The following is a 23,987-nucleotide window of genomic DNA, read 5'->3' as shown; positions in this document are numbered from 1 at the left end:
GCCCCGGCCCCGCCGCCCGCCGGGCCGGGACGGCGCCACCCACCAGAGAGGTCCTCACCCATGCTCGACGAGGCCGTCCCGGCCACCTCCCTCGGCAGGCCCCGCCCCGCTCCCCCGCCGCCGCGCCCCTGGCGCACCCGGCTCTACCGGTGGGACCTCAAGGCCTCGCCGTACCTGTACGTCGCACCGTTCTTCCTCTGCTTCCTCGCCTTCGGGCTGTTCCCGCTGCTCTACACCGGCTGGGTCTCGCTGCACAGCGTCGACCTGCAGACCTCCGACCAGATGCAGTGGCGCGGCTTCGACAACTACACCCGGCTGCTCCACGACGACCTGTTCTGGAACGCCCTGCGCAACACCGTCACCATCGGCCTGCTGTCCACCGTGCCGCAGCTGCTGATGGCCCTCGGTCTGGCGCACCTGCTGAACTACCGCCTGCGCGGCCGCGGCTTCTTCCGGATCGCGATGCTCGCGCCGTACGCCACCTCGATCGCGGCCGCGACCCTGGTGTTCACGCTGCTGTTCGGGCGTGACTACGGAATGGTCAACTGGCTGCTGGGCAGCCTCGGCCTGGGCCACGTCGACTGGGAGGGCGGCACCTGGACCTCCCAGATCGCCATCTCCACGATCGTCACCTGGCGCTGGACGGGCTACAACGCCCTGATCTACCTCGCCGCCATGCAGACCGTCCCGCACGACCTGTACGAGGCGGCGGCGCTCGACGGCGCCAATCGGTGGCAGCAGTTCCGGCACGTCACGGTGCCGTCCATCCGGCCCACCATCCTGTTCACCGTCGTGGTCTCCAGCATCGGGGCCACCCAGCTCTTCGGCGAGCCACTGCTGTTCGGCGGCGGGGCGACCGGCCACAGCGGCGGCTCGGCCCACCAGTACCAGACCCTCGGGCTGTACCTGTACGACCAGGGCTGGTACGCCTTCCACCTCGGCCGGGCCGCCGCCGTGGCCTGGACGATGCTGCTGATCCTGCTCGCCATCGGCGCGCTCAACCTCGCCCTGGTCCGCATCCACCGCGCCCGGAACGGAGGTTGAGAGCGATGGCCGTCAATCCGGGACGACGGCGCGCGGGAGCCCGCGGGCTCACCGGAGCCGGACCGTTCACGTACGCGGTGCTGATCCTCGTCGCCGCCCTCTCCCTGTTCCCGCTGTACTGGACGCTGGTCGGCGCCTCGACCTCCGGCAGCCGGATCGCGCAGACCCCGCCCCCGCTGCTGCCCGGCGGGAACCTGTGGCACAACCTCGACATCGCCTGGAACGAGGTCCACATGGGCCGGGCGCTGCTCAACTCGGTGGTGGTGGCGAGCTGCGTGACCGCCAGCACCGTGCTGTTCGCGACGCTGGCCGGCTTCGCCTTCGCCAAACTGCCCTTCCGCGGCCGCAACGCCCTGCTGAGCCTGGTGGTGGCGACCATGACGGTGCCCGCCCAGCTGAGCGTCATCCCGCTGTACCAGATCATGGCGCAACTGCACTGGACCGACCGGCTTCAGTCGGTGATCCTGCCCAACCTGGTGGCCGCGTTCGGGGTGTTCTTCATGCGGCAGTTCCTGTCGGAGGCGCTGCCGATCGAACTGGTCGAGGCGGCCCGGATGGACGGCGCGAGCAGTTTGCGGATCCTGTGGAGCGTGGTGCTGCCGATCGCCCGGCCCGGGATGGCCGTACTCGGCATGCTGGTCTTCGTGCAGTCCTGGAACGACTTCTTCTGGCCCCTGATCGCACTGAGCCAGAGCAATCCCACCGTGCAGGTGGCGCTGGCCGGCCTCGGCGGCGGATCGTACGACTCCGACCAGGCCGTCATCCTCACCGGCGCGTTGCTCGGGACCGCACCGCTGCTGCTGGTGTTCGCCCTGCTGGGCAGGCAGGTCGTCGGCGGCATCACCGCCGGCGCAGTCAAGAACTGATCGTCAGTCGATGAACCCCGCCAGAAACGGAGAATCCAGCGATGACTTCCGCACTGACCGGGTCGGCCCCGGTCGACGCCTCTCCCTCCGCCTTCCCCGCCGGCTTCCTCTGGGGAGCCGCGACGGCGGCCTACCAGATCGAGGGAGCCGTCGACGTCGACGGCCGGACCCCTTCGATCTGGGACACCTTCAGCCGTACCCCGGGCCGGACGGCCGGTGGCGACACCGGTGACCGCGCCACCGAGCACTACCGCCGCTACCGGCAGGACGTCCGGCTGATGAGCGAACTGGGCCTGGGCGCCTACCGGTTCTCGGTCTCCTGGCCCCGGGTCCAGCCGACCGGCCGCGGGCCGGCCGTCGAACGGGGCCTGGACTTCTACCGGCGCCTGGTGGACGAGCTGCTTGACCACGGCATCCAGCCCGCCGTGACGCTCTACCACTGGGACCTGCCACAGGAGCTGGAGGACCTCGGAGGGTGGCCGGCCCGCAGCACCGCGGAGCGGTTCGCGGACTACGCCGCGCTGGTCGCCGACGCCCTCGGCGACCGGGTCGGCCTCTGGACCACCCTCAACGAACCCTGGTGCTCCGCCTTCCTCGGTTACGGCTCCGGGGTGCACGCGCCGGGCCGTACCGACTGGACGGCCGCCCTGCGCGCGGCCCACCACCTCAACCTCGGCCACGGACTCGCGGTCGAGGCGCTGCGCGCGGCGCTGCCCCGCGACGCGCGGATCGCGGTGTCGCTCAACCTGCACGAGGTGCGGCCGCTCACCGCGTCCGCCGCGGACCGCGAGGCCGCCCGCCGGATCGACGCGGTGGGCAACCGGGTCTTCACCGGACCGATGCTGAACGGCGCCTACCCCGACGACCTGCTCGCCGACACGGACAACCTGGTCGACTGGCAGGCCCTGGTCCACGACGGCGACCCGGCCGCGATCGCCCGGCCGGTCGACCTGCTGGGCGTCAACTACTACACTCCGACGGTCGTTTCGGCCCTGCCGCACGGGCAGGCCCCGGACCCCGCGACCGCGGGCGAGGCGGGTCACGGCGACGGTGCCCAGTCCCCCTTCGCCGGCTGTGCCGACGTGCTGTTCCACCGCGCGCCCGGCCCGCGCACCGTCATGGGCTGGCCGATCGACCCCTCCGGCCTGACCGACCTGCTGCTGCGCCTCCACCGCGAGCACCCCGGACTCCCGCTGATGGTCACCGAGAACGGCGCCGCCTTCGACGACCGGCTGACGCCGGAGGGCACGGTGCACGACCCGCAGCGGGTCGACTACCTGCGCGGACACCTCGACGCCGTCCTGCGGGCGATCGCCGCCGGAGCGGACGTGCGGGGCTACTTCCTCTGGTCGCTGATGGACAACTTCGAGTGGGCGTGGGGCTACGGCAAGCGGTTCGGTCTGTACTACGTGGACTACGCCACCCAGGCCCGGACCGCCAAGGACAGCGCGCGGTGGTACGCGGAGGTGATCCGCCGGAACACGCTGCCCGACCTGCCCGGCTGACGGTGCCGGATCCCTTGACGCAGACCGTTCAACCCTCCAAGCTGGCAGCCGGTGGGTGGACCGGCGCACGACCGGTTCGGGGTGCGGTTCCCGTGTCGAGGATCGATCCAGGACGGCCCCATGCCCCAGCCCTTGCGCAGCAACGACCCCGCTCCGACACTGGCCGAGGTCGCCCGGCGCGCCGGTGTCTCCACCGCGACCGCCTCCCGGGTGCTGAACCGTTCCGCCCCGGTGTCCACCGACGTGGCGGCCCGGGTGGAACGGGCGGCCCGCGAGCTGGCGTACGTCCGTCTCCGGGCGGCCAGTGCCCGGGGGACCGGCGTGGTGGCCGTCGTGGTCTTCGCCGATCCGGCGCGGTACCACGCCGATGCCTTCCCGGTGCGCTTGCTGGCCGGGCTGCGACGGTCCCTGCCGGGCGCGGAGCGGGAGCTGGCCGTCTTCACGGTGCCCAGACGCTCGCGGCGGCCACCGCTGGTCCGCTATCTGTGCGGTGGTCACGTCGACGGCGTGTTGCTGGTCGGCGCCTGGGGGGACACCGCGCTCGTCAGGCTGCTGCACGCGGCCAGGGTGCCCGTGGTGTCGCTGGGCCGGCCGCCGGAGCCGGGCACCGTGGCGTTCGTGGACGCGGACAACCTCGCCGGCGCCAGGGACGCGGTGCGGCGACTGTGCGCGTCCGGGCGCCGCTCGGTGGCCACCATCGCCGGACCGCCGGACACCGCCGCCGGTGCGGACCGGCTGGCCGGCTACCGCCAGGTGATGGCCGCGGTGGCCGCGGTCCGGCCAGCCGTGGTCTACGGCGACTTCAGCAGTGCCTCCGGTGAGCACGCGATGCAGCGGCTGCTGGACCAGTACCCCGAGGTGAACGCGGTGTTCGCCGCCTCCGACCAGATGGCCGCCGGCGCCCTCCGGACCCTGCGGCGGCACGGCCTGCGGGTTCCGGAGGACGTCGCGCTGATCGGCTTCGACGACGCGCCCCTTGCGGCGCGCTGCCGGCCGGGCCTGACCACCGTCCGCCAGCCGGTGGAGGAACTCGGCTCGCGCGCCCTGGAGTTGCTGCTGGGGAACCCGGCGCGCGGCGAATCGGTGGTGCTCCCCACGCGGCTGGTCGTCCGGGCATCGGGCTGAGCGCACCGCGGAGCGGTCGGCCGCACGGCCCGAAACTTTCGAGCTTCCTGTTCCCGCGAATCCCTGCCCACTCTGCACCGGGCGGCCGGGTTCGGCCTCGACCTGTGCGGTCGCCAGGGGCGTGACCATTGGCTTTGGAGGAAGAGGCGCGGTCGCGCCCGGGCCGACTCTTTCGCCCTCTCTGCCGAAAGAGTTGACAGCTTGTCGGGAGCAGGCCAACACTGTCGCCGTCGACACCTGTGCACCGCCGTGCCCCCGGTTCCGGGTCGCATGTCGCGTGCCGCCGATCACCTCTCGCCGTTCGCCGGAGCGGCGGTGACGGCACGTCGGCTCCCTGCGCCGCCGTACGATGCCGGGCGGCCGACCCACCCTTCCGTCGGCGCTCACCGGGTGGCGCAGGGCCGCTCCCCACCCCCACCCATCGGCAGAACGGATCACCCCGTGAATCCTTCCCACCCCAAGAGCCGCAAGGTCGGCCGCCTCCGGCGGTCCGTCGGCAAGGTACCCGTTCTCGCACCGGCCCTTGCGGTCGTCCTGCTGCTGCCCGGCACCGCCGAGGCCGACACCGTGACCACGAACCGGACCGGCACCGACGGCGGATACTTCTACTCGTTCTGGACCGAGGGCACCGGCTCGGTCTCGATGTCGCTGAACGGCGGCGGTCACTACGGCACGTCCTGGACCAACGCCGGCAACTTCGTCGCCGGCAAGGGCTGGAGCACCGGATCCCGCAGTCCGGTGACGTACTCGGGCACCTGGAGCACCAACGGCAACGCCTACCTCTCGCTCTACGGCTGGAGCACCGATCCGCTCGTCGAGTACTACGTCGTCGACAACTACGGCTCCTACAAGCCAACCGGCACGTACAAGGGCACCGTCACCAGTGACGGCGGCACCTACGACATCTACGAGACGACCCGCTACAACGCCCCCTCGATCGAGGGGATCAGGACCTTCAACCAGTACTGGAGCGTCCGCCGGGACAGGCGGACCGGCGGGACCATCACCCTCGGGAACCACTTCGACGCGTGGGCCGGGCACGGCATGAACCTCGGCAATCTGAACTACGAGATCCTGGCCACCGAGGGCTACCGGAGCAGCGGCAGCTCCGACCTCACGGTGGGCAGCTCCCCCGGTGGGGGCAGCGGCGGCACGCCGGGCGGGGGCATCGCCTCCGGCACCGTCCACACGCTCACGGACGCTGCCGCCGGTCGCGTGCTCGACGAGCCCGCGGGACAGAACGGCAACGGCACTCCGCTCCAGGTGTGGGACTCCAACGGCAGCGCCGCCAACCAGCAGTGGCGGGCCGACCGGAACGACGACGGCTCCTACACGCTCACCAACGTCGCCAGCGGCCGGGTCCTGGACGAGCCGAGCGGCCGGACCGGCAACGGGACGAGGCTTCAGGTCTGGGACGCCAGCGGCGCCGCCAACCAGCACTGGCGGGCCGACCGGAACGACGACGGCTCCTACACCCTGACCAACGTCGCCTCCGGCCGGGCGCTGGAGCTCCCCGGCGGTCAGACCGGCAACGGCACGCCCGTCCAGGTCTGGGATTCCAACGGCGGCGCCAACCAGCACTGGAACCTCGGTTGAGCTGGTCCCCGGGGCAGACGTCGCCCCGCGCGCGGTTTTGTTAACGCTCACACATCCGACTGTCGGCCCCACCCGGCCGTGAAGGAGTCTCCCCATGCGTGAACGAAGGTCCGATCGCCGGCGACCCAGGATGCTCGTCGCCGTGGTCGCGGCCGTGGCGGCGTTGGCGGCCGTACTGGTCGCCGGCCCGGCGCAGGCCACCACCAGCGGCGCCCTCCGCGGCACCGGTTCCGGCCGGTGCCTCGACGTGGCGAACGCCAGCCGGACGGACGGCGCTCCCCTCCAGATCTACGACTGCTGGAACGGGACCAACCAGCAGTGGACGCTGACATCCGACAACCAGCTCACCGTGTACGGCGACAAGTGCCTGGACGTTCCCGGCCACGCCACCACCGCCGGCACCCGGGTGCAGATCTGGGCGTGCACCGGAGCCGCGAACCAGCAGTGGCGGGTGAACGCCGACGGCACGGTGGTCGGCGTGGAGTCCGGGCTCTGCCTGGACGTCGCGGGCGCCGGTACGGCCAACGGCACGGCGGTGGACCTCTGGCCGTGCCACGGCGGCAGCAACCAGAGCTGGACCGGCCTGTCCTCCTCCGCCCCGCCGGGCGGCTCGTGCGCGCTTCCGTCGACGTACCGGTGGTCCTCGACCGGCGCGCTGGCCCAGCCGGCGAACGGCTGGCGCGCGCTGAAGGACTTCACCGACGTGGTCTACAACGGCAAGCACCTGGTCTACGCGTCGAACGTGAACGGCTCCTCGTACGGCTCGATGGCCTTCGCCCCCTTCACCAACTGGTCCGACATGGCCTCGGCCCCCCAGACCGGGATGGGCCAGGCCGCGGTGGCGCCGACGCTGTTCTACTTCGCGCCGAAGAACATCTGGGTGCTGGCCTACCAGTGGGGCCAGTGGCCGTTCGTCTACCGCACGTCCAGCGACCCGACCAACCCCAACGGCTGGTCCGCGCCGCAGCCGCTGTTCACCGGCGGCATCCCCGGCGCGGCCCCGATCGACCAGACGCTGATCGGTGACGACCAGAACATGTACCTGTTCTTCGCCGGTGACAACGGCAGCATCTACCGGGCGAGCATGCCCATCGGCAACTTCCCCGGCAACTTCGGCTCCTCCTACACCACGGTCATGAGCGACTCGGTGAAGAACCTCTTCGAGGCGCCGCAGGTCTACAAGGTCAAGGACCGGAACCAGTACCTCATGATCGTCGAGGCCCGCGGCGCGAACGAGCAGCGCTACTTCCGCTCCTTCACCGCCACCAGCCTCAACGGCCAGTGGACCCCGCAGGCCGCGAGCGAGAACAACCCCTTCGCCGGCAAGGCCAACAGCGGCGCCACCTGGACCGACGACATCAGCCACGGCGACCTCGTCCGCAACAACCCCGACCAGACCATGACCATCGACCCCTGCAACCTCCAGCTCCTCTACCAGGGCAAGTCCCCCACCGCCACCGGCCCCTACGACCAACTCCCCTGGCGCCCGGGCCTCCTCACCCTGCAACGCTGACCCCACCCGTCACCACGACGCACGAGGAACCCCGGCCGCCGCAGCGGCCGGGGTTCCGTCCGCCGCGGACCCCGGTGTGCCTCCCCGGTGCCGGGACGGCACACCGGCGCGTTTCAGCGACGGGTGAACAGGAAGCCGAGCTTGTCGACCTCGTCGCCGGCGCGTCCGTGGAACCCGGCGAACTGCCAGCCGTCCGGCGCGGTGCGGGTCACGCAGTCGCCGGTGGTGGTGCCACCGGACAGGGTGCGGCCCAGACTGGTGCCGAACGAGGCGTAGAAGATGCGGGTGTGTCCGTTGTACGAGCCCTGGCAGAGGGTTGCCGAGTTCACGTACTCGTCGCTGGCCAGGGTGAGCGAGGAGGCGGTGCCGCCGGAGCCGCCATGGGTGAGGGCGGTGCCGTCGGCGAGGGTCAGGCCGACCTGGTCGACCCGGGTGCCGGCCCGCAGACCGACCGTGGTGGCCCGCGCACCGGCCGGGACGCGGTCGATGTCGTCGTAGAAGTCGCCGTGCGGGCCGCCGAACTGGTCACTCGCCAGGTAGGCCGGGTTCCGGCTCCAGGAGAAGCCCACCGCGACCGGGTCGTGGTCGGAGAGCATCCTGCCCGAGCCGTCGAGGAAGTCGGCGTGCTTGTTCGCGTACGAGGTGGCGGTGAGCGAGACCAGGGCGCTGCTGCGGTACAGGACCTTGTCGACGATCTCGCAGGTGTCGGTGGGCGCGCTCTGGTCGCACAGCAGCGGGTCCGCGCCGCGGGTCGGCGCCACTCCGCCGCGCTCCAGTTGCACCCACGCGTCGGTCAGCCGGTTGTCGGCGGCGAAGGCGGCGATGGTGTCGTCGGCGCGGGTGTAGCGCGTGTTGGTGTCGCCCATGACGACGACGGCGTTCCCGGCCGAGTGGGTCCTGATGAAGCCGGTGAGCTGGGCCAGGTTCGCGGCGCGGGCGGCCTCGTCACCGGGCTCGGTGCCCGCGTTCGCGTGGAGGTTGTAGAGGTCCACGTACACGCCTTCGGCCAGCCGGGTCCGCATGAAGGTGAAACCCTTGGGCGTGAGGCAGTCCCCGGAGTCCAGCTGGCAGTCGTTCCACCTGACCCGCTGGAAGTCGTCGGTGTCGTAGCTGAGGTCGGACAGGGTGTTGAGGCCGCTGCCGATGCCCGCCCCGCCGCTGGTGGCGGTCCGGTACGGGTGGGAGTCGGCGGCGTACAGCGCGGCGTGGTAGTTGAAGTCCTCCTGGACGTTCACGACGTCGTACGGCGCGAGCCGGCCGCCGATGGCGGTGGTGCTGCTCTGCCGGTCGGTGGAGGCGCTGGACAGCACCTGCGGAAGGCCGGCCACGTTGTACGTGAGCGCGGAGAACGATCCGCCCGCGGCGGCGACTTGCGCGACGGGCGCGCCGGCAGCGGCGGGCGCACCGGCAGCGGCGGGCGCGCCGAGCAGGCCGCCCAGCGCGGTGGCCGCGCCGAGCGCGCCCACGAGGGCTGAGCGGAGGAAGGGGGGACGAGGGCGGGGCTTGGACATCAGCGCTCCGTTCGGAGTACGGCCACGGGAATCCGGTGCCGGAGCGTATGAGCGGACTTTGTGAGCGTCAACGCCGTCGATGACCGCTCACGAGCGTTCTGACCCGCTATTTCATGACACCCCGCCAAGGTTTCGGCCAAAGATCATGTGAGCGCTAACAGATTTTGTCCGAACCGGGAGGCGTCCTGGGAGGGACCCGGTGCGCGCGGCCCCGTCCGGCGCTTCGGGGATGCCGGGCGCAGGACCCCGGCATAGCGTGGGCGATGGCACCCGCCCCCGTGGCGGTTCGTGAGGCCGCAACACCGCTTCCCTGGAGGTCAGTTCATGCGCGCCGTGACCTACGACTCGTACGCCCGGGACAACTCCCGGCTGAAGTACGGCGAGGTGCCCGACCCCAAGGTCGGCCCCGGGCAGGTGCTGATCCAGGTCCGGGCCGCCGCCGTCAACCCGGTCGACTGGAAGGTCATGGCGGGTGGCCTGGACGGCATGATGGACGCGGTCTTCCCCGTCATCCCCGGCTGGGACGTGGCCGGCGTCGTCACCCGCACCGGGCCGGACACGCCCGAGTTCGCCCCGGGGGACGAGGTGATGGCCTACGCCCGCAAGGACGTGGTGCAGGCCGGCACCTTCGCCGAGTACGTCGCGGTCGCCGCGCCCGCGGTGGCGCGCAAGCCGTCCGGGCTGGACTGGGCCCAGGCGGCCGGACTGCCGCTGGCCGGCCTCACCGCGTCGCGCAGCCTGGACCGGCTCGACGTCGGTCCCTCCGACGTCCTCCTGGTGCACGGCGCCGCCGGCGGCGTGGGCAGCCTCGCGGTGCAGCTCGGCCGCGACCGCGGGGCCAGGGTGATCGGCACCGCCTCCGAGCGCAACCACGCGTTCGTCCGCGGCCTCGGAGCCGAGCCGGTGACCTACGGCGACGGCCTGACCGAGCGGGTGCGCGCACTGGCACCCGGCGGCGTGTCGACCGTCGCGGACTTCGTCGGCGGCCAACTGGAGACGACCCTGGCCGTACTCGCCGAGGGCGGACGGCACGTCTCGGTCGCCGATCCCGAGGTGTCCCAGCACGGCGGCCACTGGATCTGGGTCCGCCCGGACGGCGCCGAGCTGGCCGAACTGGCGGCGGTCGTGGACCGCGGCGCGCTGACCGTGGAGGTCGCCCGGACCTTCCCGCTGGAGCGGACGGCCGAGGCGTTCGACGCCAGCCGCACCGGTCACACCCGCGGCAAGCTGGTCGTCGAGCCGTGACCGACCGTGCCCTCCCCACTGGGAGCGCGCGTGACGGGAGCCGGCCCTAGGGTGGAGCGAGGCCGCCGGAACCCGTTCCGGCTTGCACCGCTGCCCGGACGGAGGCGCGCGTGGAGACGACTGGCGAGCAGGACGCACCCACCGCCGCTGTCGTGGTCGGTCCGGACGGCGTGGTGAGCGGCTGGAGCGAGGGCGGCCGGCTGCTGCTGGGCTGGAGCGCGGAGGAGACCGTCGGGCGCCCCGTGACGGACTTCGTGGTCGACCCCCGGCCCGGGTACCCCGGGGACGCCGGCCCCGGCAGCACGTCGCTCACGCTGCGCCACCGGGACGGGTCCACCGTGGACGCCGCGGTGACGGCCCACCCCCTGAACGGCGGCGACGGACGGCCGCTGGGCCAGGTGCTGACCGTCCAGCGCTGGGACCGCCGTCCGGTGATCGCCGACCGGGCCTTCGAGCAGTGCCCCTTCGCCCTCGGGGTGTACGACCCCGAGCTGCGCTTCCTCTGGGTGAACGCCGCCGCGTGCCGGGTGATGGCGCACTCGGAGGCCCAGGTGCTCGGTGACAAGTACCGTGAGCTGTTTCCCGAACTGAACGACGCCGCGTACACCAACCGGCTCTCCGAGGTGGCCAGGACGGGCGAACCAGCGCGCCTCATCACGGTCTTCCGGCCGCTCGGCAGCGCCTACGCCAATGCCTGGGCCACCAGCATGTGGCCCGTCCGGGACACCGGCGGCAGGGTACGCGCGGTCGCCAACTGGGGATTCGACATGAGCGCGGAGTACTGGGCCCGCCAGCGCCTGCTCCTGCTCAACGAGGCCAGCAGCGGCATCGGCCGGACCCTCGACGTGATCAGCACCGCCCGGGAACTGGCGACCACCCCGGTGCCGGGCTTCGTCGACCTCGTCACCGTCGACCTCTTCGACGAGGTCCTGCGCGGGGAGGAACCGCCCGCCGACGCGGTCACCGCCGGTGGCACCGTCATGCTCAGCCGCGCCGCCCGGCACAGCGCGCAGGAGGACCCCGACGGGTCCTCCGGGCCGGTGACGCCGGTCGGGTACGCCCCGGGTTCCGTGGCCGCCCGTTGCATGGCCGCCGGCACGTCCATGGTCCAGCTCGCCGCCGAAGCCGACCAGGACGGCGAGTGGGCCTTCGGTCTGGGCCTGTCCGCCGACCCCGCCCACTGGCCGCCGGGCCTCCCGGTGATCGACCGGACCATCGCCGCCCAGGGACTGACCGGCCGGATCACCGTGCCACTGCTGGCGCGCGGCACCGTGCTGGGCGTCGTCGCCTTCGCCCGGAAGGACCGGCCCGAGGCCTTCACCGCCGACGACCTGATCCTCGCCGAGGAACTGACCGCCAAGGCCGCCATCGCCATCGACAACGCCCGCAGGTACACCCGCGAGCACACGACCGCGCTGACCCTGCAACGCAGTCTGCTGCCGCAGCGGCTGCCGAGCCACCGGGCGGTCGAGGTGGCGTCCGGATACCTGCCCGCGGGGGCCGGCGTCGGCGTGGGCGGCGACTGGTTCGACGTCATCCCGCTGTCGGGCGCCCGGGTCGCCCTGGTCGTGGGTGACGTCGTCGGGCACGGCGTGCACGCCTCCGCCAGCATGGGCCGGCTCCGCACGGCGGTGCGCACCCTGGCCGACGTGGACCTGCCGCCGGACGAACTGCTCACCCACCTGGACGACCTGGTCCTCCACCTCCCGGACGACTCCGGGCCCGACGGCCGTTTCGAACCGACCGGCGAGACCGGCGCCACCTGCCTGTACGCGGTGTACGACCCGGTGGCCCGCCGCTGCGCGCTGGCGAGCGCGGGCCATCCGCTGCCGCTGGTCATCGCGCCGGACGGCACCGGCGTCCCGCTCGAAGCGCAGCTGGGGCCCCCGCTGGGCATCGGCGGCCTGCCGTTCGAGGCGACGGAGTTCGATCTGCCCGAAGGCAGCCTGCTCGCCCTCTACACCGACGGGCTGGTGCGGAGCCGCGAGGGCGACGCCGAACGGGGGACCGCGGCCCTGCTCCGGATCCTGAGCGAGCCGGGCACTTCGCTGGAGTCGCTCTGCGACACGGCGATGAGGGCCATGCTGCCGGAGCACCGCACCGACGACGCGGCCCTCCTCCTCGCCCGCACCCGGGCGCTGGACCCCGACCACGTCGCCGACTGGGGCATCGAGCCCGACCCCGCACAGGTGGCTCACGCCAGGCAGCTGGCCGCCGACCAACTGGCCGCCTGGGGCCTGGAGGAGCCGGCGTTCGTCACCGAACTGGTCGTCAGCGAGCTGGTCACCAACGCGATCAAGTACGGTCAACCTCCCATCAGGCTGCGGCTGATCCGCGACGCCTCACTGATCTGCGAGGTCTCCGACGGCAGCGACACCGCCCCGCACCTGCGCCGGGCCCGCACCTTCGACGAGGGCGGACGCGGCCTGATGCTGGTCGCCCAGCTCACCCAGGGCTGGGGCACCCGCCACACCATCAACGGCAAGACGATCTGGTGCGCCCAGAGCCTCGGTCCGGCGTGACCGGACCGGCGGTGTACGGGACACCGGCAACCGGAGCCCCTGCCCGGGCCCCGCACCGGGCGAGCCCTGACCGCGCCGGCGGACCGGCTCGGTCAGGGCTCGCCGCACGGGCCGTCGGATCAGACCCGGGCCAGCCCCTGTTCGGCAGCCGGGGATTCCGGGAGCTCCGCGGCGGCGCCCTTCCGCATCCCCTTGAGCAGGACGACCACCGCCGCGGTGAGCACCGTGCCCGCCACGACCGCGAGCAGGTACAGGAACGGGCTGCCGATCAGCGGGAGCACCCAGATCCCGCCGTGCGGGGCCCGCAGGGTGGAGCCGAAGGCCATCACCAGTCCGCCGGCCGTCATGCTGCCGACGATGCTCGCCGGGATGACCCGCAGCGGGTCCGCCGCCGCGAACGGGATCGCGCCCTCGGTGATGAACGAGGCTCCGAGCACCCAGGCCGCCTTGCCGTTCTCCCGCTCCTCGGCGGTGAACAGGGTGCGCCGGACCACGGTGGCCAGGGCCATGCCCAGCGGCGGGGTCATGCCCGCGGCCATCACGGCGGCCATCACCTTGAGGCTGCCGGCGTCCGGCGTGGTGCCCGCCGTGGTGAGCGCACCGGCCGCGAAGGTGTAGGCGACCTTGTTGAGCGGACCGCCCATGTCGAAGGCCATCATCGCGCCGAGCAGCGCGCCGAGCAGGATCGCGTTGGAGCCGGAGAGGCCGTTCAGCCAGTCGGTCAGGCCGTTCATCGCCGAGGCGATGGGCGAGCCGACCACCACGAACATCAGGAAGCCGACCACCGCCACCGAGACGAGCGGGATCACCACGACCGGCATGATGCCCCTGACCGCGCGCGGCACGTTCCAGCGGATCATCCACAGCACCAGGAAGCCCGCGGCCAGACCTGACACGATGCCGCCGAGGAAGCCGGCGCCGACCGCCACCGAGATGGCGCCGCCGGCGATGCCCGCGGCCAGTGCCGCCCGGTCCGCGATCGCCCAGGCGATGTACCCGGAGAGGATCGGGACGAGGAAGCCGAAGGAGGCCTTGCCGGTCTGGAACAGCATCGCCGCCCAGCTGTGCGAGGAGGTCCAGTCGAAGTGGCCCAGCACGGACGGCGCGGAGGCGATCTGGTAGCCGCCGACGGCGAAGGCGAGGGCGATCAGCAGACCGCCGGCCGCGACGAAGGGGATCATGTAACTGACGCCGGTCATCAGGTACTTGCGCAGCCGCTGGGCCCAGTGCTCGCCCGCCGGTGCGCGCGGAGCGGGGACCGGCGCGGCGGCGGGACGCGTGCCCCCGCCGTACTCGGTGACCAGTCCGGCGGCCTGGGCGATCAGGTCGTCGGGGCGGTTGACGGCGGCCTTCACCCCCACGTCCACGGTCGGCTTGCCGGCGAAGCGGGCACGGTCTCGTACCTCGACGTCATGGGCCAGGATCACCGCGTCGGCGGCCGCGATCACCTCGGGCGCGAGCACCGTCGTCCCGGCCGACCCCTGGGTCTCGACCTCGATCCGCGCACCAGCCCGGGCGGCGGCCAGTTCGAGGGCCTTGGCGGCCATGTAGGTGTGGGCGATGCCGGTCGGGCAGGAGGTCACGGCGACCAGCCGCAATCCACCGTGCGGAGCGGCCGGCTCGGGGGCCGGGGCCGGGACCGCCTCCGGAGCAGCGGCTGCTTCCGGAGCGGTGGCCGGCGCGTCCTCGCCGTTGATCAGGGCCGCGACCGCGCCCGGGCTCCCGGCGTCGCGGAGCGCGCCGGTGAAGGCCGGGTCCATCAGTCGGCGGGCCAGCGCGGCGAGGATCTGCAGGTGGGTGTCGTCCGCGCCGGCCGGTGCGGCGATCATGAAGATCAGGTCGGCCGGCCGTCCGTCCGGGGCGTCGAAGTCCACGCCCCTGGTGCTGCGGCCGAAGGCCAGGCTCGGCCGGGTGACGTGTGCCGATCTGCAGTGCGGGATGCCGATCCCGTCCCCCATCCCGGTCGGGGCCTGGGCCTCCCGGGCGGCCACGTCGGCGAGGAAGCCGTCGAGGTCGGTCACCCGGCCCTCGGCGACCAGCCGCTGGGCGAGGGAGCGGAGGGCTTCGCCCTTGTCCGTCGGGGCGAGGTGGAGATCAACGAGTGCGGGTGTGGTCAGTCCGCTGGTGTCGCTCATCGTGTCGGTCCTTCAACTGGTGCCTGACAGTCTTCCCTTGCCCCCGGGAATGGTCGCCGTTCCGTCCCACACGGTCGGGCGTGCTGCCTCCGGCAGGAGGCCGTTCTCAACCGCGCAGCGGTCGTTCGAGCGGGATGTCCGCCGTCACGACCACGGCGGCCGGGTCCAGATCGGCCGGGGTCGGCATGACGCTCCCCGGCAGTTGCACGGCGGCGGCGCCGTGCGCCAGTGCCGCCGCCAGCGCCTCGGGGCCGGTGCCACCGGCTCCGAGGAAGCCCGCGAGCGAGGCGTCGCCCGCTCCCACGTCGCTGCGCACGGCGGCGACCGGTGCGCTGCCGTACCAGCTGCCCTCCTCGGCGACCAGCAGCATCCCGTCCGCGCCGAGGCTGGCCAGGACCTGCTGGGCACCGCGCTTGCGCAGTTCCCCGGCCGCGTCCACGGCGTCGCCGACGGTGGTGACCTGGTGGCCCACCGCCTCGGCGAGTTCCTCCCGGTTGGGCTTGACCACGTCGGGACGGGCCGAGAGCGCGGCGAGCAGCGCGGGGCCTGAGGTGTCCAGGGCGATCCGGGCGCCACCCGAGTGCACCTGGGCCACCAGCTCGGCGTACCACTCGGGCGCCAGCCCGCGCGGCAGGCTGCCGCAGCAGGCCAGCCAGTCGACGCCGTTCCCGGTGCCCCGGCCGGTCCGCTGGGTGTCGCGGACGAGCGCCAGCAGCGCTGCCGACTCGGCGGCGCTGAGCTCGGGGCCCACGGCGTTGATCTTCGTGAGGCCGCCGCCGTCCTCGGCGATCGAGACGTTGATCCTGGTGTCGCCCGCGATGGTGACGGCCGCCACGTCAATGCCCTGGCGTTGCAGCAGATCGGAGAGCAGACCGCCGGAGAGGCCGCCCAGCGGCAGGACGGCCGTGGTGCGGTGGCCCGCGGCGGTCAGCGCCCGGGAGACGTTGACGCCCTTGCCGCCGGGGTCGAGCCGGTCGTGCGCGGCTCGGTTGACCTCGCCCGGGGTGAGCGTCGGCAGCTCGTAGGTGCGATCGAGACTGGGGTTCGGGGTGATGGTGACGATCATGCGCGGATGACCTCCGGTCCGTGGTTCTCGATCTCGGCGGTCTGCTCGTCGTTCAGTCCAGTGTCCGTGACCAGCACGTCGACCTGGTCCAGCGAGCCGAACCGGGCGAAGTGGCGGGCGCCGTACTTGGAGGAATCCGCCACCAGGACCACTCGGCGGGCCCCGGCGAGCATCGCCCGCTTGACGGCGGCCTCGGCGAGGTCCGGCGTCGACAGGCCGCCCTCCGGGGAGAAGCCGTTGGTCGCGACCACCGCGACGTCCGCGTGGATGTCGGCCAGGTCGCGCAGTGCCCAGGAGTCGACGGCCGCCTGGGTGCGGTGGCGCAGCCGCCCGCCGACGAGGTGCAGGGCGAGCGCGGGGTGGTCGGCCAGCCGGGCCGCGACCGGAAGGGCGTTGGTGACGACGGTGAGGGCGCAGTCGACGGGCAGCAGGGCGGCCAGCCGGGAGACGGTCGTCCCGGCGTCGAGGATCACGCTGCCCTCGCCGGGCAGCAGGGCCAGGGCGGCCCTGGCGATGCGCTCCTTCTCGGCCGCTGCGGTGGAGTCCCGTTCGGCCAGGCCGGGTTCCAGGTGCAGCGCGCCGACGGGAAGCGCCCCGCCGTGCACCCGGTGCAGCAGGCCGGCCCGGTCCAAGGCGCTCAGGTCACGCCGGATGGTCTCCTGCGTGACACCGAAGTCCTCGGCCAGGGTCGGCACGTCCACCCTGCCCCGCTCCTGGGCGAGGCGGAGGATCTGTTGCTGCCGCTCCGGTGCATACATGTGGGTTCAGGTCCGTTTCATGTCCGTTTACGCCTGGTGAAGCCCGACCATACGCGCTCCGGGCCAAAAAGCAAGAGGTCGTTCCGTTCTCGCCCGATTCTTGGATTGCGCCCGAATGTGTTGACATCTCTGCGCAGTCGGGCGTAGAACCAACCGAAACAACGCCGTAACGGGCGTGAAACCACAGGTTGCCCGGTCTCCGCGACCGCCCCCGTACCGCGAGGACCGGGCACTCTGCCCCGGCGGGCCGCGCTCCACCCTCCGCGCGGACCGCCGGACCCGCCCTCCCACCGACCCGGTTCCCACCCGGGCCGGCGACCGTCTCCTCCGTCTCCCCAAGGACTCCCATGCCCTCGATCCAGATCACCATCGGCTCCAGCAGCGGCCTGCACGCCCGCCCGGCATCCCTGTTCGTGCAGGCCGCCGCCCGTCAGCAGGCCAAGGTCACCGTCGGCCGCCCGGGCCAGCCCCCGGTCGACGCCCGCAGCCTGCTGTCCGTCCTCGCCCTGGCCGCCCGGTGCGGCGACACCCTGGAGCTCAACGCCTCCGGCGACGGGGCCGAAGAGGCACTTGCGGCGCTCGCCGACCTGCTCTCCTCCGACCTCGACGCCGCGGCCTGACCGACCTGGTCCCAAAGGGATAGGGATCGGCGTCGGGGCACCGGCTGCCGGGCGCTCCCGGGCCCTGACGAGGACGGCCGCCGACCCGGGCACGAGCAACGCGCCGCCGCACCGAACCCCGTTGCGGCGGCGCGCCGTTCGGCCCTCTCCCGTACCGCCCCTCCGGACCGGGAAACGGTTGCGCCGCAGCACGACCGGCCCGACCGGGCGGATGCCGCCCACACCGTCCAACGCGCCGGTGAGGTGCGCGGCTTCCGCGCCCGGTTCTCCTACGATCAGGGCGACATCGGACTCCAGGAACGGAGTTGACTCCCGTGACCGATCACAGCGCCCTGATCGACCGGTCGAAGCCGAGCATCGCCCGGGTCTACGACTACCTGCTCGGCGGCAAGGAGAACTACGCCGTCGACCGCGAGGTCGGCGACTTCTTCCTCCGGGACCTGCCCGGCTCGGCGGAGATCGCCCATGCCAACCGCCGGGCCCTGGTGCGGGCGGTGGGCGCGATGGCCCGTGAGGGCGTCCAGCAGTTCGTCGACATGGGCAGCGGCCTGCCGACCGCCGACAACGTGCACCAGGTCGCCCTGCGGCACGTTCCGCAGGCGCGCGTCGCCTACGTCGACCACGATCCGACCGTGCTCGTCCACGGCCGCGCCCTGCTGGCCGCCGCGGGACGCAGCACGCTGGTCCAGGCGGACCTGCGCGAACCGGAGTCGATCCGCGACCACCCGGACGTGCGGCGCCTGATCGACTTCAACGAGCCGGTGGCCGTGGTCTTCAGCGGCGTGCTGCACCACCTCGACGACTCCGAGCGGCCCGCCGAGCTGGTGCGCTGGTGGGTGGACCGGGTGCCCCCGGGCAGCCTGGTCTACATCTCGCACTTCCGCTCCGGCGGGAACGAGGAGACCCGGATCGCCGAGCGGAAGCTCCAGGACAGCTTCGGGCGAGGCCGCTGGCGCACCGACGAGGAGATCCTCGCCCTGTTCGACGGCCTGGAACTGCTCGAACCGGGCCTGCTCCCCTGCTCGTTGTGGCGCCCGGACCCCGAGGCGGACGGCACCGCGGCACCCTCCGCCGAAGACGACCTGACGGTGTGGGAGCGGCTGATCTCCTGCGCCCTGGCCCGCATGCCCTGAGCGTCGCGCGACCCGCCCTCGTTCGTGTGAGGCTGCCCGCCCGGGCCGGAGGGCGGTGATACCTGTACGTGTCACCGAAAACGCGACGGAGGCCCCCATGACGACCGCCAACGGCTGGACGGATGAACTGCTCGACCGGATGCGCGCCACCGGCGACCCGCTCGGGGACGCCGCGATCGCCGAGACGTACGCGCTGGGACAGCAGGAGCAGGTGCGGAAGGCGCTGCTGGGCTTCGGCCGGAGCCCCGGGCCGACCCGGTCAGCCGGCTCGGGGTGAGCGCCGGAGCGCTTCCCAGCTTCGGGTACGGCAAGGCGGGGGACATCGTGCCGATCACCGCGAAGGTGGCGAGCCAGCTGGGGCTCCTGGTCTTCAAGGAGGGGTTGCTGCTGACCAACCAGGGCCGCCGCCGCGACTGGCAGGTTCCCACCGGCCTGACCGATTCACCGTCGTGACCTGATCGCGGCCGTCCTCGACGACCCGCGCCCCGGACGGGCCGGGGGCGCGGGTCGCCGGCGGGTCGCCGGCGGGTCGTCAGCGGGGGTTCAACGACCTTGCAGCGACTTGACGTTGTCGCCGAAGCTCCAGCCCTTCGAGCCGTCCCAGTTGAGCGACCAGGTCATCAGCCCCTTCAGCGCTCCACCGAAGGCGCTCCACGACTGGCCGACCGATCCCGGGTCCATGTAGCCGCCACCCGCACCGGGTTGGGCCGGCAGGCCGGGCACCTGCTTGTCGTAGGGCACCGTGATCGTGGTGCCCTGGACGGTCAGACCCTTGTCGAGGCAGCTGGTCTGCGCGGTGAAGCCCTGGACGGTGCCGGCCTGGTAGGAGTCCCCGGAGCAGCCGTACATGCTGCCGTTGTAGTACTGCATGTTGAGCCACCACAGCCGCCCGTTGTCGACGTACTTCTTGATGATCGGCAGGTAGGCGCCCCAGATCGAGCCGTAGGTGACGCTGCCGCCGGTGACGTAGGCGGTCTCGGGGGCCATGGTCAGGCCGAAGCCGGCGGGCATCTGGGCCAGCACGCCGTCGATGATGCGGATCAGGTTGGCCTGGGAGGCGGACAGCGTGTTGATGCTGCCGCTGCCGGACAGGCCGGTCTCGATGTCGATGTCGATCCCGTCGAAGTTGTACTTCTTGAGGATCGGGACGACCGTGGCCACGAACCTGTCGGCGACGGCGCTGGAGCTCAGGTCGATGCCCGCGGCGGCGCCGCCGATGGACATCAGGATCGTCGCGCCGGCGGCCTTGGCCTGGCACATCTCGGCGGGTGTCGACACCTTGACGTTGGTGTCCATGCCGTCCTGCCACTGGACGGTGCCGTCCGAGAGGATCACCGGAAAGGCCGCGTTGATGACGTTGTAGCCGTGGGCGGCGATCCGGCTGTCCGTGATGGGGACCCAGCCCATGCCGGGGTGGACGCCGTTGGAGGCGCCGTCCCAGTTCTCCCAGTAGCCCTGGAGGACCTTGCCCGAGGGCTTGGGCTTGGTGGGGCAGGTGTCCCCCGGCGCCGGGGTGGTGGTCGGCGGGGTGCTGGTCGGCGGGGGTGTCGTGGGCGGCGGGGTGGTGGGGGGCGGGGTGGTCGGCGGCGCGCTGGTGGGGGTGGCGGTGGGCGACGGGCTGCTGCCGCCGGGGCCGGTGAGCGACACGTCGTCCGCGTAGTACGCGGGCTGCCCGTACCAGCCGTGCAGGTAGACCGTCACCGAGGTGGTGGTCGGACCGGTGGTGAAGCCGACGCTGAGCTGGCCGTACGAGGCGTTCCCCGCCGTCCAGGTGGAGGGATCACTGCCGCCACCGGTGCCGGTCGCACCCAGGTAGACGTAGCTGCCCTGGACGTAGGCGCTCAGCGTGTACGGGGAGTTGGGCTGCACGCTGACGGTCTGGCTGCACTGGGCGTCGTCCTGGCCGCTCGGCGTGGCCTGGAGCGCGGAGGCGCCGGAGTGGACCGGGCTGCCGACGGCCGCCCCGGAACCGCCGGAACACGTCCAGCCGGAGAGTCCGCTCTCGAAGCCGGGGTTGGACAGCAGGTTGGTGGTGGCGGCCCCGGCGGTGACCGGGCCGACCGCGGCGATTCCGGCACCGATGACGGCGGCGGCACTCACCCCGGCGAGGGAGCGCATCAGGACGCCCGGACCCTGTTCGGGGCGGCCGGGACACGGGCTGCGGTGGAAACCACCCGACGACGCGCGCGTGGCGCGCGACCTCCGACGGAACATGCTGAGCTCCCTTCCCGCCGGGCGCCCAGGGGGTGACCGGCACGTGGGGGCGTGCCGCCCGGCTGTGGGTGAGGTGGGGACATGTGGGGCTGTGCCGGACCGGATCGTAGGAGGCCGGCCGGAGGCGGTCAATAGGTCTGGACCATTTAGGTCTGGACCAATTTCGCGAGCCGGCCGGCCCTCGCGGGCCACGCCGTCCTGACGGCGGCCGAACTGCTCAACCGGCGCTCCCGCTACGGCCTCCGCCACTGGGACACCGCCCTCCCCCTCGGCGGCGCTCGTCGTCCCCACCGCCCGCCGGGGCCGCTGCTCCGGCGAGTTCGCCCCCCGTAGGATGCTGCGGGTGATCAAGGAAGACCCCGCGAACACCGCCGTCACCCCGCCGCGCCCACTGGACGTCACCGCGATCTTCCCGGAACTCGCGCCCCACGCCAGGACTGCGGTTCGTCTCCACCCGGCACCGGCCGAACCGGGCCCGCGCGACAGCTCGGTGGGCGGACCGCTCGCCTGGCCCGAGGACGAGCCGTGGCCGGCCTGCCCGGGCGGCACCCACCTGAGGCGCACCCGGCCGCACCGCCCCGCCAACGTCCGGGGCGAGCGGTCGACGCGGTTCGCGTACCACGGCGAGATCAGCTGGGACGCGATACCCGAGGACACGTCGTGGCCGCTGCTGCCGGTACTGCAGGTGTACGCGCGTGACGTGCCCTGGTACGACGGGTTCCCGGCGGGCACGGACGTGCTGCAGGTTCTGTGGTGTCCGTTCCAGCACTCCTACGACGCTCCGGCGGCGCCGTACAACGGAATCGCCGGACCGTGGGTCCAGGTCCGCCACCGCCGCGGCAGTGACCTCGGAGACCGCTTCGCCACCCCGCCGGAACCCCTCGCCATCGGCGAACCCGGCTACCTGCCCACCCCGTGCCTGCTGCGCCCGGAGCCGGTGACCGAGTACCCGCACCCGGGCGCCCTGGGCGGCGAGTTCGAGACCCGGGTCGACGAATGGGAGCAGGCGGCCTTCCCCCTGCCCGACGACCCCGAGGACTACGACCCCCGCTACTCCTGGGACCTCTCCACGGCCCCCGGCTGGAAGCTCGGCGGCCACGAACCCTGGAACTACCAGGGCTACTTCGGCCCGGTCCGCTGCGGCAGCTGCGACAGCGCGATGCACTTCCTCGCGGCGGTCGCCAGTACCGAATGGGACGGCGGCACGGAGAGCTGGGCCCCCGTCGGCTCGCTGGACGGGCGCCCCGGCGACCGCCGCCGGCACCAGGAACCGACCGACGTCCTCGGGGGCCTGGAGACCCTGCGGATCTTCACCTGCCCCCGCTCCCCCGACCACCCGGTCGTCAGCGACTTGGTCTAGGCCTGTCCGGCGGATCCGGTCGGGCGCCGCAGCTCGGGGCATCCGGGCCGGCTCCCGTTCGCCACCGGGTGCGACGGCGACTTCTACGCCGTCGACCTCGACCCGGCCCGACCGGCCGACCGGGCCGGGTGATCGACGTAGGCCGGGACTTCGACGGCGGCCCCGGGCCAGAGGCCGGTCTAGTCGGTGGGCGGCGCCGTGCACGTGGCGGGCGGGCACGGCGGCGGGCACGGCGGGCAGGTGGGCGCCGGCTGGACGCAGACGGTGACGGAGTCGGTGTTGTTGTCGGGGTGGAGGTCGGTCTCGTTGCCGTGGGCAGTGGCGGTGTTGACGATCCGCCCGGTGCCGGCGGCCTTGGCCCGGAGGGTCAGCGTGGCCGTGGCGCCCGCGGCCAGCGTCCCGACGCTCCACGCCCCGGTGGCGGAGTCGTGGTCCCCGGCCGTGGCCGTGGCGGAGAGGAAGGCGAGGCCCTCGGGCAGCGGGTCGTCGACGGTGACGCCGGTGGCCTGGTCCGGGCCGTTGTTGTGCACGGCGACGCGGTAGGTGACGGTCTGTCCCACGGTGACGGTGGTGGCATCGGCGGACTTGGTCACGGCCAGGTCGGCGGCCGGGAGCACCTGGGTGTCGGTCACGTTGGAGGTCGCCGTGAGGGGCTGCGGGGTGGGGCCGAGGCGGTTCTCGTAGCCGGCGGTGGCGGTGTTGGCGACGGTGCCGGAGGCGCTGGCCTCGTCGACGGTGACCCGGAACTCCACCGTCGTCCCGTCCGGCAGGGTGTCGGCGTTGGGCAGGCTGCCGCCCTGGCCGGCCGTGGCGCCGTTGCCCAGGTTGAACACCACCCGGTTGTTCGCGGCGTCGAAGAACGCCTGGTCGTCACCGGCCCGGTCGGTCTTCGGGCCGGCGTTGGGCCCGTTGACGATGTTCAGCGACCCGGGCACGTAGGTGGTGCCGGCCGGGATGGCATCGGTCAGGACCAGGTTCTCGGCGTTGCCGCCGCCCTGGTTCTCGGCGACGACGCGGTAGGTGATGACGTCGCCCACCTGCACCGGCCCGACCGGGATGGCGTACTTGGTGAGGGTGACGGAGGGGGCGGTGCCGAAGAAGATCCCGTCGAGGAAGTTGCCGACCGACTGGTTGCCGCCGGCGGCAGAGACGGAACGGAACGCGAAGCGGGTGGTGGTCTGCCCGGCCGGGACGGTGTAGGTGCCGGTGTAGAAGCCCCAGGCGCTGTTGCCGTCGGTGAACTGCCGCTGCTGGACGACCGAGCCGGGGGCCCCGATGTCCAGCGCCATGGTGTCCTGGCCGAGCCGTCCGCGGTGGTAGAGGCGCCAGTAGAGGACGGCGCCCGGGGTGGTGGGCAGGTCCTGGTAGAGGGTGGAGACCTGGTTGGCGTTCAGCTCGGCGAACTGGGCGCCGTGGGCGGCCGGGACGCCGTTGAAGCCGTCGTGCCAGATCTCGATGACGTGGTCGGTGGCGGTGGTCAGCCACCCCGGGACGTGGTTGGGGGCCTGGGTCTGGGAGGCGTCGGGGAAGAACCCGACCCCGGTGGTGACGGTGGGCTGCTCGAAGCTGCCGTTGACGAGGGCGATGCGGGACGGGACGGGCGTGGTCACGGTCGTTCCCCTTCGGTCGGTGGTACGTGCGACTGCCGAGCCTCAGAGTGACTGATCGTTTTTATACGCACGAGGGCGTACGGGTGACGCCCGCAGCACGAAAGGTGGTGAAATGCCCGGGTCGCACCCGGTGGTGATCGGTCGGGCGCGAACCAAGGGCCGGG

General features: G+C 72.7%; 18 protein-coding genes and 2 pseudogenes. 13 read left to right on the top strand and 7 right to left on the bottom strand.

Translation table 11 applies throughout. The features are described 5' to 3' along the window. Positions 1-60 precede the first annotated feature (60 nt). The 6 genes from ACIRVF_RS04455 to ACIRVF_RS04430 all read left to right on the top strand — a co-directional run bounded on the left by ACIRVF_RS04455 (position 61) and on the right by ACIRVF_RS04430 (position 7,649). Entirely contained in the window at positions 61-1,044 is a 984-nt protein-coding gene (locus tag ACIRVF_RS04455) for a carbohydrate ABC transporter permease (RefSeq protein ID WP_402813539.1), read from the top strand. A gap of 5 nt (positions 1,045-1,049) precedes the next feature. After that, positions 1,050-1,910, top strand: a complete 861-nt coding sequence (locus ACIRVF_RS04450) for a carbohydrate ABC transporter permease (protein WP_402813536.1) — start codon at positions 1,050-1,052, stop codon at positions 1,908-1,910. A 41-nt stretch (positions 1,911-1,951) separates the two neighbouring features. Beyond that, a complete protein-coding gene (locus tag ACIRVF_RS04445; protein WP_402813533.1) occupies positions 1,952-3,415 on the top strand; it encodes a glycoside hydrolase family 1 protein in 1,464 nt (487 codons plus the stop codon). Between the two features lie 120 nt (positions 3,416-3,535). Then, entirely contained in the window at positions 3,536-4,540 is a 1,005-nt protein-coding gene (locus ACIRVF_RS04440; protein ID WP_402813530.1) for a LacI family DNA-binding transcriptional regulator, read from the top strand. Positions 4,541-4,981: 441 nt separating this feature from the next. Beyond that, positions 4,982-6,136, top strand: coding sequence for a glycoside hydrolase family 11 protein (locus ACIRVF_RS04435; RefSeq protein WP_402813528.1), 1,155 nt, complete (start codon positions 4,982-4,984; stop codon positions 6,134-6,136). A gap of 94 nt (positions 6,137-6,230) precedes the next feature. After that, a complete protein-coding gene (locus ACIRVF_RS04430; protein ID WP_402813525.1) occupies positions 6,231-7,649 on the top strand; it encodes a non-reducing end alpha-L-arabinofuranosidase family hydrolase in 1,419 nt (472 codons plus the stop codon). A 113-nt stretch (positions 7,650-7,762) separates the two neighbouring features. Here the strand turns inward: ACIRVF_RS04430 and ACIRVF_RS04425 are convergent, their stop codons facing one another. Then, positions 7,763-9,160, bottom strand: coding sequence for a jacalin-like lectin (locus ACIRVF_RS04425; protein ID WP_402813523.1), 1,398 nt, complete (start codon positions 9,158-9,160; stop codon positions 7,763-7,765). A gap of 324 nt (positions 9,161-9,484) precedes the next feature. Between ACIRVF_RS04425 and ACIRVF_RS04420 the strand changes: the two genes are divergently transcribed. Together ACIRVF_RS04420 and ACIRVF_RS04415 are read left to right on the top strand one after the other, a co-directional pair. After that, entirely contained in the window at positions 9,485-10,405 is a 921-nt protein-coding gene (locus ACIRVF_RS04420; RefSeq protein ID WP_402813520.1) for an NADP-dependent oxidoreductase, read from the top strand. 110 nt (positions 10,406-10,515) lie between these two features. After that, a complete protein-coding gene (locus tag ACIRVF_RS04415) occupies positions 10,516-12,927 on the top strand; it encodes a SpoIIE family protein phosphatase (RefSeq protein WP_402813517.1) in 2,412 nt (803 codons plus the stop codon). A 119-nt stretch (positions 12,928-13,046) separates the two neighbouring features. On the opposite strand, the gene ACIRVF_RS04410 is transcribed toward ACIRVF_RS04415, so the two are convergent. From ACIRVF_RS04410 to ACIRVF_RS04400, 3 genes are all read right to left on the bottom strand, one after another. Then, positions 13,047-15,062: a fructose-specific PTS transporter subunit EIIC gene (locus ACIRVF_RS04410; protein WP_402813514.1), complete on the bottom strand. Its 2,016-nt coding sequence runs from the start codon at positions 15,060-15,062 to the stop codon at positions 13,047-13,049. Between the two features lie 106 nt (positions 15,063-15,168). Next, on the bottom strand, positions 15,169-16,128 hold the full coding sequence (gene pfkB, locus ACIRVF_RS04405) for a 1-phosphofructokinase (RefSeq protein ID WP_402813511.1): 960 nt from the start codon (positions 16,126-16,128) through the stop codon (positions 15,169-15,171). Next, positions 16,125-16,886 (bottom strand): DeoR/GlpR family DNA-binding transcription regulator, encoded by a 762-nt coding sequence (locus ACIRVF_RS04400; RefSeq protein ID WP_402813508.1) that lies wholly within the window; start codon positions 16,884-16,886, stop codon positions 16,125-16,127. The genes pfkB and ACIRVF_RS04400 overlap by 4 nt, the downstream gene beginning before the upstream one ends. Before the next feature lie 347 nt (positions 16,887-17,233). On the opposite strand from ACIRVF_RS04400, the gene ACIRVF_RS04395 reads away from it, so the two are divergent. The 4 genes from ACIRVF_RS04395 to ACIRVF_RS04380 all read left to right on the top strand — a co-directional run bounded on the left by ACIRVF_RS04395 (position 17,234) and on the right by ACIRVF_RS04380 (position 19,092). Beyond that, positions 17,234-17,506 carry an HPr family phosphocarrier protein gene (locus ACIRVF_RS04395; RefSeq protein WP_402813505.1) on the top strand — a complete coding sequence of 91 codons (273 nt, stop codon included), beginning with the start codon at positions 17,234-17,236 and terminating at the stop codon, positions 17,504-17,506. A gap of 314 nt (positions 17,507-17,820) precedes the next feature. After that, positions 17,821-18,639 (top strand): SAM-dependent methyltransferase, encoded by an 819-nt coding sequence (locus ACIRVF_RS04390; RefSeq protein ID WP_402813502.1) that lies wholly within the window; start codon positions 17,821-17,823, stop codon positions 18,637-18,639. Positions 18,640-18,736: 97 nt separating this feature from the next. After that, on the top strand, positions 18,737-18,916 hold the full coding sequence (locus ACIRVF_RS04385) for a hypothetical protein (protein WP_402813499.1): 180 nt from the start codon (positions 18,737-18,739) through the stop codon (positions 18,914-18,916). Beyond that, a complete protein-coding gene (locus ACIRVF_RS04380; RefSeq protein ID WP_402813496.1) occupies positions 18,913-19,092 on the top strand; it encodes a hypothetical protein in 180 nt (59 codons plus the stop codon). The genes ACIRVF_RS04385 and ACIRVF_RS04380 overlap by 4 nt, the downstream gene beginning before the upstream one ends. Before the next feature lie 90 nt (positions 19,093-19,182). Here the strand turns inward: ACIRVF_RS04380 and ACIRVF_RS04375 are convergent. Both ACIRVF_RS04375 and ACIRVF_RS04370 read right to left on the bottom strand, forming a co-directional pair. Continuing rightward, positions 19,183-20,148, bottom strand: a pseudogene (locus ACIRVF_RS04375) (chitinase); the annotation flags it as partial. Between the two features lie 180 nt (positions 20,149-20,328). After that, positions 20,329-20,757 (bottom strand): annotated as a pseudogene (locus ACIRVF_RS04370) (carbohydrate binding domain-containing protein); the annotation flags it as partial. A gap of 439 nt (positions 20,758-21,196) precedes the next feature. On the opposite strand from ACIRVF_RS04370, the gene ACIRVF_RS04365 reads away from it, so the two are divergent. After that, positions 21,197-22,213 carry a hypothetical protein gene (locus ACIRVF_RS04365; RefSeq protein ID WP_402813493.1) on the top strand — a complete coding sequence of 339 codons (1,017 nt, stop codon included), beginning with the start codon at positions 21,197-21,199 and terminating at the stop codon, positions 22,211-22,213. 179 nt (positions 22,214-22,392) lie between these two features. Here the strand turns inward: ACIRVF_RS04365 and ACIRVF_RS04360 are convergent, their stop codons facing one another. Continuing rightward, positions 22,393-23,823, bottom strand: a complete 1,431-nt coding sequence (locus tag ACIRVF_RS04360) for a hypothetical protein (protein ID WP_402813490.1) — start codon at positions 23,821-23,823, stop codon at positions 22,393-22,395. Between the last annotated feature and the right edge of the window lie 164 nt (positions 23,824-23,987).

Origin of the sequence: Kitasatospora sp. NPDC101157, assembly GCF_044768255.1 — a bacterium.
Taxonomy (GTDB): Bacteria; Actinomycetota; Actinomycetes; order Streptomycetales; family Streptomycetaceae; genus Kitasatospora.
The sequence above is the reverse complement of the archived record's forward strand: the minus strand, read 5'-3'. Positions and strand labels throughout refer to the sequence as shown.